A 13,553-nucleotide genomic window follows, 5' to 3' on the forward strand; every position below is an offset into this window, starting at 1 on the left:
ACTATGAATCGTAAGATCTTGACTCAACTGTATACTGAAATCAGGCCGTAAAAATCGTTTTATTTTACCGTTAATTCCGGAAATAAAGGCATTTTTCGCTATAAACAAAAAAAGCAAGGTTTCAACCCTGCTTTTAATATTCCAAATGAGATAAAAATGTCATGACGTCTGTTTCTTTCGTCAGCTTCTGGACGATGGCCGGCTGCTCACTCAGGTATGAAAGCTCACTAAACAGCTGCTTTGTCATATTTTGATCCTCATGTTTGACAGCCAGCATAAAAACAAGCGATACTTTCTCATTTCCCCAATCAAGCGGCTCTTTTAATGTAGCAATTGCAATGGCTGATTGTTTAATGTATTTAGCGTTTGCATGAGGAATGGCTATGCCTGCCCCAATGTTTGTCGCCGCCATTTTTTCCCGCATAACCGCATGAACCGCATATTCCTTTTCAACATAGCCTTTCTCATACAAAGCTGTCGCCAGCTGTTCAATCAACTTGTAGCGGTGCTCTGCCTCTTGCTGCAAAAAAACCAAAAAAGGAGTCGTATTGTTCAGCATATGAAAGGTTTTTCGTTTTTGGCGGTGCGATTCCCCCAGCTGACGTATAAATGCACTTAATTTCTTCTCTTCACCAGGCTCTAAAAGCGGAGATACAACAACATGAGGGATCGTTACATGTTCCAGCGCAATGGTAGAAATGACAAGATCGATATCCTCATGCTTTTTTATATAGTCCTTTAAATCAGCCTTTGCAATACAGGCCATTACAGCGATTTGATGATATTTCCGTTCAATTTTTGTCCGCAGCAATTGAGACATTCCAATGCCCATGTGGCAGACGATAACCGCCTTTTTATGTGTCTCGCTGCTGTGGTGCAGCCGTTCGATCGCTGCCTGAAAATGCAGCGTCAAATATGCTGCCTCTTCCTCAGGGATATAAAGATCAAACGATTGATTGATGTCTTCCAGAACGTCAATGATCAGATGAAACAAATAAGGGTACATCTTTTTGATGTCATTGAGCATAGGATTTGATACAGAAAGATCGTAGCTCAGCCGTTGTAGCACAGTATTGAGATGAATGTTCAATCCGTTGACCAAATCCTGATCTTTATGAAAATCCAGCATTTTCAGCTCTGAAACACGATTGATTAAATGCCCTACAACCTTTGGAAGCACTGCATTTTCAAGGTTATTTGTCTCTTCTTTCTGTAATGGATAACGAACTTTCCCGCCCAATATATGTAATGTTAAATACACAGCTTCTTCTTCAGGAAAGCGGATGGCAAAAACCGGCTCAAGCCGTTGTAAACAAGCAAAAGTCCATTGGTATTCTTTCTTCTTTTTTACTGCCGCCAGTTCTCTTGGAGATATCGAGATCGGCTGCTTCAATTTGATTCGGCGGATCATTAACAATGTATGCAGCAGCAAACTCTCAAACGTCTCATCTGTGAAATAGAGAGAATGCTTTTTTTGTAATGATTTGATTTCTTTCATCACAAAATCGACTTCATGACGTAAGAACTTACTTTTAATAAATTGGCTAGTAAACTCCGTGTTATCAATCAAATCAGATATTCTTGCCAATGCTTTTCTTTTATTTTTTTCGTTCCCTTCAACCTTCAAACCAATCCGCTGCTTCGAAACCAACGTGATCTCATACCGCTTCAGCCACTCTTCTAGCGCACATAATTCCTTTTTAATGGAAGAGCGATTCACAAAATGCTGAGCGGCTATTTCTTTTGCGGAAACAGGCTTTGCATTCATTAATAAATCATAAGCAATATGCAGCATTCTCTCTTCATCGGTCCGCTGCCTAGAATGAAAATGTTCAGTATATAATTGTTGGCTTAACCAGGTCCTTTCCTGTTCTTCTATATTTAGATAGACACCAAATCCTGGCTTCCGAATGAGCTGCGCATGAGAATGTTCATTGAGATAATCCTCAATCGCTTTCAAATCATTCCTGATCGTTTTTTCAGAACACTGTACCCTGTCTGCGAAATCTTGCACAACTAAATAGTCATCAGGTTCAGATAACAACAGATACAAAATCTCTTTTTGTCTTGTATTCATGTATTTCATCTGTTTTTCTATCCTTCCTGTCAGTATCCACTTGAACAAATATATAGTATAAGTATACTACAAATGAAACCGTTTACATCATAACGTAAAATGATAGAGTCAAAAGTTTCGTTTTTTACCGAAGCTTCCGGAAAAAAGGTTTTTTTTATGATTTTGAGTTAACTGCTCTGATTCTGTGATAGTTTCTTTTTTTCGTTTTATGTCAGCTTAGTATACGAAATAAAAAACGGACACCAACCAAAGCACAGAATTCTCTGTCCAGTGATCAGTATCCGCAGACATTCCACCTCGGGCATTTTTTTACGGCCCGGTTCCACAGTCTACTTTGTATTTACCATCTGATACTTTTTTTGAATAGCATAAGTGAGGCGTTTGTCCAGCTTTATCTTTCCAATCTAGCCAATTCACATAATAAAGATTCCCAGATTCATTGTCACCTTCTTTTTGGAGAACTGCGAAGTAGCTTTGGTAGGGATATCCTCTATTATTAATTTCATGTCTGATTGCTCCTTTTTCAGAAGCAGCTGTAAAAACAACAGGAGATAGAACTGGTAGTGCTATCAATATAACTATAAGTGCTGCTAAAAGGGAAAGTATAATTGGGCTTTTCTTTTTCATTTTTTTCTCCAAGTTTTTAAACATATTATTAATAATATGTATTTAATCCTCCGCATGATATTGTTGGCGGAGTTGGACAACAATCCGCCAACAACTTTCCGATTCTAAGTTTTTGAATGTCTCTTTTGAAGATGCCTTATTAATCATTCACATTGCTTTTCATTAACCATTCTACTTCCGTTAATTCTAGTTTTTGAACATCTTTTGTGTGTTTTTTCGTGAAATGAGCTTTAACTGCTTCTTCGTTTTCCCAAATCTCCCAAAGCATTATTTTGCGTTCTGATGGTTCAAGCGGATAAGCATGAAATGTAATACACCCTTCTTCTTTGTTCGTTTCTTCCTCAAGTTTTTTAAATTCCTTCATTATCACATTAAGGTCTTTATCACTGATGATTTTTAAGCATACCGTTATGTAATGCATCGAAATTCCCCCCCTGCCTCCCATTTTACACCGCCGATTTCAGCGAGTTCAAATATTGCAGAAAGTTGGCTTCTTTGACTTTATTGAAGATATTGCCGATTATGGCTGTTTTGATCTTTCTGATGGTATCCCGAGAGCAACAAGGTGGTTTGCGATAGCAGTGTAGCTCATGCCTTCCATCATGCAATCATAAACGATGCGGTGCTTTTCTTCTTCAATGTGTTCCATAGCGTTGTCCAGGTAATGTACAATAGATTCATATTTGTGAAGCCGTCTCTCTCTTCGGTCCATCTGTCGCAATTCTGCCTGACGGACGCCAGCTGATCCCCTTGGCATGCCCGCTTCATCCCCGTATGTTGCAGTGAAATTTGTGCTAATAAAGTCTACTTTGTTCAACACACGGTTGAGCCTTTTTATCTCCCGCAACATGAAATATAATCACGAATCCATTCCTCAATCTCCCATGCAATCATTTGATCTGTCATAGTGCTTTTTCTCCTGATAGTTAAATAGAGTAAGTGTCATTCCAGTTGTTTGCTTTTTGTTCCGCGATATATTGAGGCCTCGATACCTCTTTCACGCTTATTCTGAAGGTTTTGACCAAGAAGGCTTTCAACTCGTTATAGAGCTCTTCTTTGCCGCAAAAGATATTTACAAGCTTTCCGTTTTTATAAGCGAATCCGTATTTCATCCTGAAACTCCCCTTTTACTTTCTGCGTTTATAAGCGTCGCCTTTGCCGCGTCTGAGTGTTTGCATGTTCGTGTTCATCATTGATTGCCAGAAACGATCTGAGCGCGCCTGTTGCTTCTGTGATGGTTTCTTTTTGGACTATTTCATGTCTAATTACTCCTTTCATAGCTAGTAATCGCGATAGACATCTAGTTATTTACGAAAAAAAACGGACACCGACCGAAGCACAAATTTCTCTGTACAACGATCAGTGTCCGCAGGCTTTCCGTCTTGGACTTATTCAATTTTAAAATTTATTTTTCAGGGCCCTGTTCCACAGCTTACTTTGTATTCACCATCTGATGCCTTTTTTGAATAGCATAAGTGAGGAGTTTGTCCTGTTTCATCTTTCCAATCTAGCCATTTTACATAATAAAGATTCCCAGATTCATTGTCTCCTTCTCTTTTCTGGAGAACTGCAAAGTAGCTTTGGTAGGGATATCCTCTTTTATAAATTTCGTGCCTAATTGCTCCTTTTTCAGAAGAAGCTGTAAAGACAACAGGAGATAGAACCGGAAGTGCTATCAATATAACTATAAGTGCTACTAAGAGAGAAAGTATAATTTTAGTTTTCTTTTTCATTTTTTCCTCCGATACCTTTTTATGTATTTGTTTTTATGTTATATTATTATATGTATTTTATGCCATATTCCCACTGGTGTAAATGATAAATATTACTTATATTTAGATTTTATTGGAGGTTTCGTATGAAAAAAGAATTACTCGCTTCACTAGTTTTATGTCTATCGTTGTCACCATTAGTGTTAACAAATGAAATTTTTGCAGCCACTACTAATAAAGAGGCTAAAGAAAAAGTTTCAATTACCAACGAAATTGGTTACGAAAAAGTTAAGGATATGTTGGAACAACAAAAATATGACTTTGAACACAACACTCCTTTAGCTCATCCTAAAGAGTCTAAATTGACTGATTCCGACGAAGGAGTCTTACTGTATTCTGCGTTAAGTAAAGTGGACAAACAAAAATTCCACGAGTTTACATACGATATAGACGATGTTAAGACTTCTGAAAAAAACAATAAGCTAATTGTTGAAGCTTATATTACTCGAAACTTTGTTTTTGGTGTTGATAAAGTAACAACATCTCTGGGTGATAATATTAAACTTGAAATTCCAAAAACAGCAGCTTCTGATAAACCAAGTTCTCAATCAACAAATACTTCTAATCTAAGTTTATCTCAAGTTAAAAATTCTTCTAGGCAACTAAATGTAATACCATTGAATAATTCTTCTAAGCAACTAAATGTAACACAAGTAAATAAGTCTTCTTCAACTCTACAATATGAAAATGATGAAGAATATTCTTCGGATGTTAAATTAGATGAATTTTTAAAGAATTATAAGCAAGAAGTGAAAAATGATGATAAAGAAGAAGTAAAGAGTGAAAATAAACCAGTAAGTATGAGCTTCAATGCTGCTAACTCTAATCAACTAACTGTGATGGCAACATCTGTTAAAGGGTATAGTGGTTATGCTGCAAAAAAATATGCAGACAAATATGCATTGAAACCAAATAAAAACTATAAATATTATAAAGACAAAGATTGTACTAACTTTGTTTCCCAAGCATTAAGAGCTGGAAGAATGCCATACTTTAAAGAATGGAAACCCTATACAGATGCTTGGGTTAATGCAGGAGCCTTCAGATCATACATTTTAAAAGCTGGCGGAATAAAAATGAAGACTGTTTCTGATACATATTCAAATGTAGCGCTTGGAGATGTATATCACTATGATTACCATAATAAAATAGGTCTTCGCCGTGCTGATGGTTGGATGGATCATACGGCTATTGTAACGAGTCGAGAGAATTACAAAATTTATGTAAGTTATCATTCTACCAATAGACATAACGTCCCTCGGGAATATGTTACTTCCATGGAAGGCGGAAAACGGTACGTTTCTAGTATTCGCAATTAATAAATTGATACTAAACCGTTGATCATGCCTTCCGCTACTAATAAGCTGTTGGGAAAGCAATCCCCTGATCCAAAATGGTTCAGGGGATTTTTGTAATTTAAACGTGTTCCACCCCTCAGAGATTCCGTTCATTTGTTTCCCTTCTCTATATACTTATCAATATCTTTAAAGTAAGCCGCAGCCGTGAATGAAATGATTGCCCCGATCAAAGCAAGGTTCGCTTTCATGTCCGGCCTGTAGTCGTGTTGGAAATATATCAGAATCCGCATCCCATCAGCAGAAACAGTATTCTAAGTGCCATCCAATCCCCCTAACTCAACTCACTAACAAAAAATACTTGGATATTTTTGTATTTCATTTAATAATAAAGTTGTATTTTAAAAAAGGAAGTGCTTAAAATGAATTTGAAAAAAACTTTAACTGGTTCTGCGTTATCCCTTGCTTTACTCGTTTCTGTTGCTCCTGATTTTGCTACAAGCCTTGCAAACCATAGTACAAATCACGAATCAGTATCACCCCAAAAAGTTTAACAAGATTATTATAAAGGGGCTAGCAGAATTAAAAAATGCAATTGATGTTTTCGGTACAAAACTTTATTTAAAAGATGCATGGCTGAAGTGACGGTCTTGGACTGGCTTTTATCAATGAAGATTTAACAGAAATCCGATCTTCCGTTTGTTACTATTGGAGCTAATCAAGTAAGTTTGGAGGTAGTTTTTGGACTACGGTCAATGAATTTCGCTAACAGTTCGCCAACAACTCGCGAATTTGATAAACCGGCTTTATTAAAGCAAAGTAAAAAACCCTTGCTGCGCAAGGGTTTAAGCTATGATTCCGACTGGGCTCGAACCAGCGACCTCTACCCTGTCAAGGACGAGACACGTATTCTGACTAATCATTAACAATCCTAAATAATTGCCTAAACCCTTGCCATATAAGGGTTCATGGGATTTAGTTTCCTGACTGATATTTGTTGTTACTAAGTGGTTTTTAAAGTTTTTGTGACTCCGATGTGACGCCAAGGTGACACAAAAACATAAAGATTGCCTACGGTTTTGTAGATACCTTCACTGAACGAATCATTAACTCTGATAGCCATAATATAACATCAGGTGCTCTCAAAAATTAAAGTCCATCTATGACTGCTACCCTGTCATGAAAACAATGCGCTTAAGGCAACATAATCTTTTTCATCAAAAGAAACCGTAACTCTATCTACTTTTTCAGAGTCTGCGAACATAAAGGTTGTTTGGCGAAATTTAACTTCTCTAGGCCCAATTATGTTAAATATACAGTCCAGGACTTTAAAACAGTCTATATCTATCCCATTTTCCGAATGGTTTTTGACACTTACAGTTATAAAACCATCGCTTTTTGTAAATCTTGCTTTTTGCGGTGACATATTATGTCGCTTACAGTATGACTTAATAGCTGCTTTGAAGTAATCTTTCGAATCCATTGGTACCCCTCCTTCTCTCCCCCTTGTGAACAAAACACCCATCCATATTTTAACACAACGCATTAAAAAGACCCCCAGCTAAAGGGAGTCTAATTATCTTTTGAATCACTTAAAAACGGGGAATATTTATTTCAATCTTCTTTTCCATAGCCATGACGTTTGAAAAATTTGCTTTCCTTTATAATTCTTAAAATAAGTATCAGATTTACGTGAATATTGACCTTTCTTAGCATTGAGCAATCTAAAGTCATACCTACTCCATGTAATCGTGGTTGCTACACTACTTATACTGCTAAGAATTCCTGCTGCAGCTGTTACAGCACCAGCCCTGCCAGCTGTTTTCATACAAGTTGCCAATAAAACACCAGCAAAAACACTTACACTTGCGGAAATTCCATTGAAACTACCCTTGCTGACATTATAGCCTTCCCAATGATCTCTCAAAATTCCAGCCGATGTATCATTTTTATTAGCCAATTGCTCTACTGGTGATGAAGTTTGTTCAAAATTCACCACTTCGCCATTAACTTTAAGCTTATCGTTATTTTGGTCATATTGAATCTTGTCTGTTTTTTCCCCATCATTTACAATAATCTCAACTACATCATTAACAGTTCTTTCTGAAAAAGTGTACGTAGTTCCGTTGTAATCTACAGATTCAGTTTCATAAGCCGGTTCTACATTCTGGACAACTGAATTTGAAGATTGAAGTTCTTTTGCATCTGAAACAGGACTAAAAATTGTAACAGCAGTCAACACAGCAACACTTGAAAGGACAATCTTTTTCATGATAAATTAAAACCTCCTCTTGTTATACATTTACAATTCTGGAGGTTAATAGATTTAAATGCAACCCATTAATTGTATTTTAAGGAGAATTTAAACTAGGGGGTTTATAATGACTAGTCTTACATTCAGACTTTTCCACTACACAACGCTAGCATTGGTTCTTTTATTTATCATATTGGGCTTTACTTTAAAAGGAGTTTTCTTTTATTGGACTCTAATATTAGTCGGTCTTAATTATCTAATCAGAGGAATACTAACATCTAAATCAGAAAATAAAAAAAACGGAACGTTTATTACAGTTTGTGGAGCAATTATAATTCTTGTAGGTTTATTTAACTTATTAATCCGTTAGAAATGGCTAGATAATGGTTCAGAGGGTGCTTCTTTTTGAAACGCTCTTTTTTCATTTCTCAATAGCTTCGCTCAGGTCGTTTTTATTTCATCAAGGAGCATACCTAGGTCGTGGTTGTTTTGTCTACGACCTCCACATGGTCGTAGATTGAGTCGTTGCTAATTTATCCACGAGTGATGTAAGGTCGTATACGGTATTGGGTATGACCTCTCCACTATTACAATTGGTAATACAGTCCCATATGAACCTCACAAATTTCTTTGTTATTTGTCTTGACTTTTCTTTTGATCTTTTGCTTGATTGGTTGAGACTGTGGACAACGGCTGGACAAGTTGTCTGCCTGAATTTGCTTGTAAAAAAATAAACAAACTCAGGCAGGCGACTGAACTTGATTGTATATCCACTTGTGGTATCCGTGTGTTCACCCTATTTGCCGTTGGTTATTCCCCAAACAAGCCTACTGTGTCAAGTGTCCCTAACAGGTTCTCAAAGCTCAAATCTGAGTCCTGATACTTGTGGCTTGTCCTGCATCGTCAGAAACGATACACCCTTCCTTCGTCAGCACTTAATGGCAGCTTTCGCCTTTCAGATGCATGTGTAAATAGGGAAACACAGAAGGCATCCTATCCTCATTTATTGCGGCGGCTGAGTCACTACCCTGTCAAGTTTTACGTGTGTTAGCGCATTCCACGGCAGCCTGATCCTTAAAAAAGGCATCACTAAAGACAACACCTTAATTCAGGAGCATGAGACTGACTAATATTTAATTGTAAGGAGTCGTATTACACGACCCCCCTTGATTAAATTGTTGAGTTTAAATACAATGGAATGGCATAGTATTGACCAAGATTAGGAGAGTGTGCCAGCACTCCCTAATCATCCAAACCAAGCTACAAACTGGATACATATAGCCGGTACAGCTACTAGTAATACTCCAATAGCCACCTTACAGAACCACTCGTTATGTGCCTCAGTTTTATTCATCAGCATCTGCTTCCTCTACGTCATACTCACCAATCTCACATAAATTGTCGCTAACTCTTGGGATAACCGTTTGTCCTCCGCCCATTTCAAACATCACATATATATGATCAATTGCCATTTGCAACATTGACTCTAAATTGTCTCTTGCGTCCTCTTCACTTTCACCATCTATATTGAAGGAAACTGGAATTGTGATATCAGTATGTATGTTGAAGCGCTTTGTGGGCGCTCCATTATTACTTGTTTCAATGAAATTAACTTCTTCTGACTTGTTATTTAGGATGAAATGGTGAAAATGATTAGCCATATCCTCAAAGCGTTCCTCGTTAGTTATTGTCCCTAAGCTCGCTACGTTAGTTCCTACAGTGTGTCTGTTAATTTGCATTGTCATTATCCCCTTTAGTATGTTTTGTTTTTGTCTAAGATTTGAAACTTGTCATAGGTGATAAACAAACTACGATCATCAATAAGAACGTTCCATAAGGTTGTGTGAAGTAACTTTTTAACTACTGCATTAGTCAGACTAACAAGACTTTTGTATTGAATATCTTCACCTAAGAAATCTGAATGAAGGCTATCGTACGTCCCATCTCCTCTTTTTAAGACGTGATACAGATGAACTTGACCATCTTCGCCAGCTATTGCGAATTGCTTGTAAAAGAGTATTGCGGGCAATTTACCTAAGTCATTCCTACGGATGATTATGCGTTTCAAATCACTCACCCCTAATTCATATTTTCTAACGTGATGTTTAACTTTCTAAACATATTATATTACCTATTTTGAACTTAGTCAATGCATTTACGAAAAAAATGTTTAAAAAGTTAAATCTGAAGTTTTGCAATGTGCTATAATAAAGAAAAACCCTTGAGGTGTATTATGAAGTTAAGACCTAGTTATAAACCGATGGAAATCACTCTTATAAAAAAAGATAAGCGTAAAATAGATTTAAGGAATGACCTTGATGTTTCATCAGCAACTCTTGCTAAAATGTCTAAAGGGGAAGCAGTGTCACTCTCAGTTATAATTAAAATTTGTGAGTATCTTGAGTGCCCGATACAGGATGTAGTTGAATTAGTTGAAATCAATGACTCAGACTCTTAAGCAAAAGTATTGCTTTTATTTTTTAATTCGTTAAACAAAACCATTGAAATATTCTACTCATCGGAATTTCCGAGGATCAAAAGTATTGCAATAGCTGTTATACTGTACGGAGAGGTGAACGGGATGGAGAACAATATGCTTCAAGCTATATTGGATGAGATAAAGAAAATTGATAAGAAGATTGACGGTGTGTCATCCGAATTGAATTCCTTTAGAGAAGAAACAAAGAAGGAATTCAATCAGATTAACGTTAAATTAGACCGACTTGAGGAAAACCAACCTCAAGATATTACGGCTCATCTTAAACAGCTGCAGAATGTAGATAAGAAGACTGACGTTCTTAATAAACGTGTGTTTGAACTTGAAGCAAGATTGAATAACTGAGTAAAATTATGAGAAGTTTGTTCAAGTAATCTACACTGACGGAGCTCCCACATTTTTCATTTGATATGTGCTATGCTTCTTTTAAAGGAGGTGTTGCACATGAACTTACAGCCATTCAGAGTTAGTACAACTGATATTAAAAACTTTCAACAAAAGATAGATGATTGTAAGAAAAATAATGAGAAATTAATAACAATTGACCTTAAAGAATATGAGACGCTGGTTAGAGCCTGCTCAGCTTCTATTTTCAGATAAAAAACACCCCTTCACAGTTTGTGAGGGGGTTATCTCGTTCTGATTAATCGTCCCAGTCTTCATCTTCTTCCCAGTTTTCTTTTTTTTCAAGCAACCTTTTGTAGAAAAACTCAATAAAGCTATCGGCTAGCTTGTCTTGGTATCCAAGCACTCTATCCCAAATAAAAACAGGACATTCATTATTACTGTTCATTTTGTTAGTATCTAAGGCATATGCAAAAAAATCAATATCTTCTATTACAACAAGTCCCTCAGATAAATTAAAATGATTACGATATTCTTCTGTGGTTTCAACTACAGAAGCTCCCCCATAGTCATACCCTAAAGTATCAATTCCATATAAGCCACCAGAGCCAAAGTTTCTCAGAAACCATTTGTAACTATCAGGAAGTTGTAATTGAAGTTCCTTCTCTATATTAATAATCTTTTCTTCACCTATACCTCCAGTAAAATAACTGTCTGCTTTATTTTCAGTTATAAATTCTATGGTTTTTTCATATAAGTCCATTGATATCTCTCATTCCTTTTTTATTTTTCATATTGTTTTGCTCTCCACTTCCAATACCTATCTCGGAAATTATCATACTGGGCTTTCAAAACTGGATCGTTTCTGAAGCTTTCGCCGTCAGATTTAAGCTTATGGATAATGCCGCTATATTTAGTATGTAGGCTATTTGGAATTTCAAGCATTGGGCCAGGTTCTTCTTGAATCAGGTGATGTAAATTAATCTGTGTGCCGTCTTTTGCAAACGGAGCGTTACCATTTTTCATCAGTTGAAGATTCGTAAGGCCTTTACGATTTTTTTGATTAATATCTATATCTTTCATAGTATACACTCTTCGGCTTATATCTTTAACTTTCCCCTTCGCCTTTACCTTACCCTCTATTTCATACGCTTCATACTTTTCTTTATTTAACCATGGCGGATTAATCTTTTGTCCAGTAAACGGCTTTCTTGTTCCATCTGGTAATTTCTTCGCATTAGTCAAAAGTTCATTCTTAAGGTTTTGGCTATTAACCACATTGTATGGTACGTTATCAGCTAGAGCAAGCTTATACTTAGGGTTGTAAGGCAACATATCTGGAATCTTGACGTCCTTAATTTTCTTCCCTGCTTGACTAGCTTTATTTATTACCTTGCCTGCTGCATCTGCTTTGTTAATGGCTCCTGCACCTTTTGTTCCAACAACAGCTGCAGCCACTGAACCAATTGCATACGTTACCCATCTTGATCTAGAATAGGCATCTCCATTCACCATATCCTTTTGATAAGACTCTTCAATTGCCGCTGAAATAGCGTCATATGTTTTCACTGGATGAATAACTGCATTGCCCAGTGCTGACAATGTTTCTCCTGGATCGGTGATGAAGTCCCAAATACCGGTTACAGTGTCTTTTCCGACATCATATAAACCAACTCCTACACCCTTTACGATATCCCAGGTGACTTCTCCTGCTTCTTCCATCTGTTTGGCCTGTTCGATTTGCACAGCAAGCTGTACTTGAGCCGGCTCAAGATTCTCATAACCTACTTTTTTAGCAATCTCTAAATACTCATCAGGGTCAGAAACACCATCATTAAGTTTTTTCTTTAATTCTTTAATTTCACGTTCTTTAGCTTCTTCTTTCTTCACGTTTAAATAAGCTTCAGAATGCTTCTCAATATCGCCTTTTTTCTTATGTATGTCACTTTCTCTGTACGCTTTGGCGTTGTAGTGAATCGGTGTGGCGTTCTTCCCTTTGCCTGTAGATTCCTGCAGCTTTTTAAAATCTTGTTGAATGAATTGTTCGTTTGGCTCAGTCTCAGCGTACTCTGTTTTTAAATCCTCATCAAGCTTGTTCAATTTATCGACAGTCTTCTCACGTTTGTCATCTGCAGAAGAAAGCTTGTCTTTGAAGTCTTCTGTTGAGAATATTTCAAGAGGTAAGATGTCATTGATGTCATTCAGAATGTCTTTCATTGCTTTTTTCTGTTCAGACATAATGGATTTTGATTTTGTATAAGCGTTTGCCAGCTCATGTTCTAGAAAAGATTCTTCTATGTAAGAATCTGATAACTTTGCTTCTTCAAGTTTTGCAGAAACGCTGCTTAAGAAAGCAATCTTCATATCAATTAAATCAATCCATTGATCTGTTACGCCGACATGATCATGATAAAATGCTTTGATATTGTTAGCGCCCTTGCCGGAAAACTCACTGTCATCCAGGTTAGCTACGTCTTGAAAAGCTTTTCTTAGCTTCACCATTTGTGACCTTAATTCCTTATACTCTTTGGTTCTTTTATCCGCTTCTGAGAGCAATGAATCAGCTTCAAATACCTTCATTTCATTCTCCTTTTTTTAACACTCAATACTTAAAATTTTACCATAGTTTAGGAGAGTTAATAGCTTTAAGATCGGCCAAACATTAAAAACCCTCCAATGGAAATAG

At 36.7% G+C, this 13,553-nt stretch carries 15 protein-coding genes and 3 pseudogenes; 5 read left to right on the forward strand and 13 right to left on the reverse strand.

Annotation, left to right across the window (positions count from 1 at the left end; translation table 11 throughout):
• Window positions 1-133 precede the first annotated feature (133 nt).
• The 7 genes and pseudogenes from ACY3LV_RS12060 to ACY3LV_RS12090 all read right to left on the reverse strand — a co-directional run bounded on the left by ACY3LV_RS12060 (window position 134) and on the right by ACY3LV_RS12090 (window position 4,437).
• Window positions 134-2,086, reverse strand: coding sequence for a BglG family transcription antiterminator (locus tag ACY3LV_RS12060; protein ID WP_202328424.1), 1,953 nt, complete (start codon window positions 2,084-2,086; stop codon window positions 134-136).
• Between the two features lie 300 nt (window positions 2,087-2,386).
• Window positions 2,387-2,704 carry a hypothetical protein gene (locus ACY3LV_RS12065; RefSeq protein ID WP_464863859.1) on the reverse strand — a complete coding sequence of 106 codons (318 nt, stop codon included), beginning with the start codon at window positions 2,702-2,704 and terminating at the stop codon, window positions 2,387-2,389.
• A 139-nt stretch (window positions 2,705-2,843) separates the two neighbouring features.
• Window positions 2,844-3,125, reverse strand: a complete 282-nt coding sequence (locus tag ACY3LV_RS12070) for a putative quinol monooxygenase (RefSeq protein WP_464863860.1) — start codon at window positions 3,123-3,125, stop codon at window positions 2,844-2,846.
• A gap of 25 nt (window positions 3,126-3,150) precedes the next feature.
• A pseudogene (locus ACY3LV_RS12075) lies at window positions 3,151-3,610 on the reverse strand (hypothetical protein).
• Between the two features lie 36 nt (window positions 3,611-3,646).
• Window positions 3,647-3,816, reverse strand: a pseudogene (locus ACY3LV_RS12080) (hypothetical protein).
• A gap of 15 nt (window positions 3,817-3,831) precedes the next feature.
• Window positions 3,832-3,954: pseudogene (locus ACY3LV_RS12085) on the reverse strand (hypothetical protein); the annotation flags it as partial.
• A 162-nt stretch (window positions 3,955-4,116) separates the two neighbouring features.
• On the reverse strand, window positions 4,117-4,437 hold the full coding sequence (locus ACY3LV_RS12090; protein ID WP_464863861.1) for a hypothetical protein: 321 nt from the start codon (window positions 4,435-4,437) through the stop codon (window positions 4,117-4,119).
• A gap of 125 nt (window positions 4,438-4,562) precedes the next feature.
• Between ACY3LV_RS12090 and ACY3LV_RS12095 the strand changes: the two genes are divergently transcribed.
• Window positions 4,563-5,795 (forward strand): amidase domain-containing protein, encoded by a 1,233-nt coding sequence (locus tag ACY3LV_RS12095; RefSeq protein WP_464863862.1) that lies wholly within the window; start codon window positions 4,563-4,565, stop codon window positions 5,793-5,795.
• 398 nt (window positions 5,796-6,193) lie between these two features.
• Window positions 6,194-6,325, forward strand: coding sequence for a hypothetical protein (locus ACY3LV_RS12100; RefSeq protein ID WP_464863903.1), 132 nt, complete (start codon window positions 6,194-6,196; stop codon window positions 6,323-6,325).
• A gap of 623 nt (window positions 6,326-6,948) precedes the next feature.
• On the opposite strand, the gene ACY3LV_RS12105 is transcribed toward ACY3LV_RS12100, so the two are convergent.
• The 4 genes from ACY3LV_RS12105 to ACY3LV_RS12120 form a co-directional block, all read right to left on the reverse strand.
• Window positions 6,949-7,254, reverse strand: coding sequence for a hypothetical protein (locus tag ACY3LV_RS12105; protein WP_268449797.1), 306 nt, complete (start codon window positions 7,252-7,254; stop codon window positions 6,949-6,951).
• Window positions 7,255-7,380: 126 nt separating this feature from the next.
• A complete protein-coding gene (locus tag ACY3LV_RS12110) occupies window positions 7,381-8,043 on the reverse strand; it encodes a hypothetical protein (protein ID WP_464863863.1) in 663 nt (220 codons plus the stop codon).
• Window positions 8,044-9,371: 1,328 nt separating this feature from the next.
• On the reverse strand, window positions 9,372-9,764 hold the full coding sequence (locus tag ACY3LV_RS12115) for a hypothetical protein (protein ID WP_268449791.1): 393 nt from the start codon (window positions 9,762-9,764) through the stop codon (window positions 9,372-9,374).
• A gap of 14 nt (window positions 9,765-9,778) precedes the next feature.
• The gene (locus tag ACY3LV_RS12120) at window positions 9,779-10,093 is read right to left on the reverse strand and encodes a hypothetical protein (protein WP_464863864.1); all 315 of its coding nucleotides are present in this window, start codon (window positions 10,091-10,093) and stop codon (window positions 9,779-9,781) included.
• 165 nt (window positions 10,094-10,258) lie between these two features.
• Between ACY3LV_RS12120 and ACY3LV_RS12125 the strand changes: the two genes are divergently transcribed.
• The 3 genes from ACY3LV_RS12125 to ACY3LV_RS12135 all read left to right on the forward strand — a co-directional run bounded on the left by ACY3LV_RS12125 (window position 10,259) and on the right by ACY3LV_RS12135 (window position 11,122).
• Window positions 10,259-10,483: a helix-turn-helix domain-containing protein gene (locus ACY3LV_RS12125; protein WP_268449788.1), complete on the forward strand. Its 225-nt coding sequence runs from the start codon at window positions 10,259-10,261 to the stop codon at window positions 10,481-10,483.
• 123 nt (window positions 10,484-10,606) lie between these two features.
• On the forward strand, window positions 10,607-10,867 hold the full coding sequence (locus ACY3LV_RS12130; protein WP_166849122.1) for a hypothetical protein: 261 nt from the start codon (window positions 10,607-10,609) through the stop codon (window positions 10,865-10,867).
• Between the two features lie 99 nt (window positions 10,868-10,966).
• Window positions 10,967-11,122 carry a hypothetical protein gene (locus ACY3LV_RS12135; RefSeq protein WP_268449775.1) on the forward strand — a complete coding sequence of 52 codons (156 nt, stop codon included), beginning with the start codon at window positions 10,967-10,969 and terminating at the stop codon, window positions 11,120-11,122.
• Between the two features lie 43 nt (window positions 11,123-11,165).
• On the opposite strand, the gene ACY3LV_RS12140 is transcribed toward ACY3LV_RS12135, so the two are convergent.
• Window positions 11,166-11,630, reverse strand: coding sequence for an SMI1/KNR4 family protein (locus ACY3LV_RS12140; RefSeq protein ID WP_080529497.1), 465 nt, complete (start codon window positions 11,628-11,630; stop codon window positions 11,166-11,168).
• 20 nt (window positions 11,631-11,650) lie between these two features.
• Complete coding sequence (locus tag ACY3LV_RS12145; protein WP_464863865.1) at window positions 11,651-13,447, reverse strand: T7SS effector LXG polymorphic toxin; 1,797 nt, start codon at window positions 13,445-13,447, stop codon at window positions 11,651-11,653.
• Window positions 13,448-13,553 lie beyond the last annotated feature (106 nt).

The organism is Bacillus sp. 11C (assembly GCF_055486375.1).

Excerpts from the sequence above, each read along its gene's own strand:
- ACY3LV_RS12060 (WP_202328424.1), bottom strand. The coding sequence starts at position 2,086 with ATGAAATACATGAATACAAGACAAAAAGAGATTTTGTATCTGTTGTTA.
- ACY3LV_RS12065 (WP_464863859.1), bottom strand. The coding sequence starts at position 2,704 with ATGAAAAAGAAAAGCCCAATTATACTTTCCCTTTTAGCAGCACTTATA.
- ACY3LV_RS12070 (WP_464863860.1), bottom strand. The coding sequence starts at position 3,125 with ATGCATTACATAACGGTATGCTTAAAAATCATCAGTGATAAAGACCTT.
- ACY3LV_RS12090 (WP_464863861.1), bottom strand. The coding sequence starts at position 4,437 with ATGAAAAAGAAAACTAAAATTATACTTTCTCTCTTAGTAGCACTTATA.
- ACY3LV_RS12095 (WP_464863862.1), top strand. The coding sequence starts at position 4,563 with ATGAAAAAAGAATTACTCGCTTCACTAGTTTTATGTCTATCGTTGTCA.
- ACY3LV_RS12100 (WP_464863903.1), top strand. The coding sequence starts at position 6,194 with ATGAATTTGAAAAAAACTTTAACTGGTTCTGCGTTATCCCTTGCTTTA.
- ACY3LV_RS12105 (WP_268449797.1), bottom strand. The coding sequence starts at position 7,254 with ATGGATTCGAAAGATTACTTCAAAGCAGCTATTAAGTCATACTGTAAG.
- ACY3LV_RS12110 (WP_464863863.1), bottom strand. The coding sequence starts at position 8,043 with ATGAAAAAGATTGTCCTTTCAAGTGTTGCTGTGTTGACTGCTGTTACA.
- ACY3LV_RS12115 (WP_268449791.1), bottom strand. The coding sequence starts at position 9,764 with ATGCAAATTAACAGACACACTGTAGGAACTAACGTAGCGAGCTTAGGG.
- ACY3LV_RS12125 (WP_268449788.1), top strand. The coding sequence starts at position 10,259 with ATGAAGTTAAGACCTAGTTATAAACCGATGGAAATCACTCTTATAAAA.
- ACY3LV_RS12130 (WP_166849122.1), top strand. The coding sequence starts at position 10,607 with ATGGAGAACAATATGCTTCAAGCTATATTGGATGAGATAAAGAAAATT.
- ACY3LV_RS12135 (WP_268449775.1), top strand. The coding sequence starts at position 10,967 with ATGAACTTACAGCCATTCAGAGTTAGTACAACTGATATTAAAAACTTT.
- ACY3LV_RS12140 (WP_080529497.1), bottom strand. The coding sequence starts at position 11,630 with ATGGACTTATATGAAAAAACCATAGAATTTATAACTGAAAATAAAGCA.
- ACY3LV_RS12145 (WP_464863865.1), bottom strand. The coding sequence starts at position 13,447 with ATGAAGGTATTTGAAGCTGATTCATTGCTCTCAGAAGCGGATAAAAGA.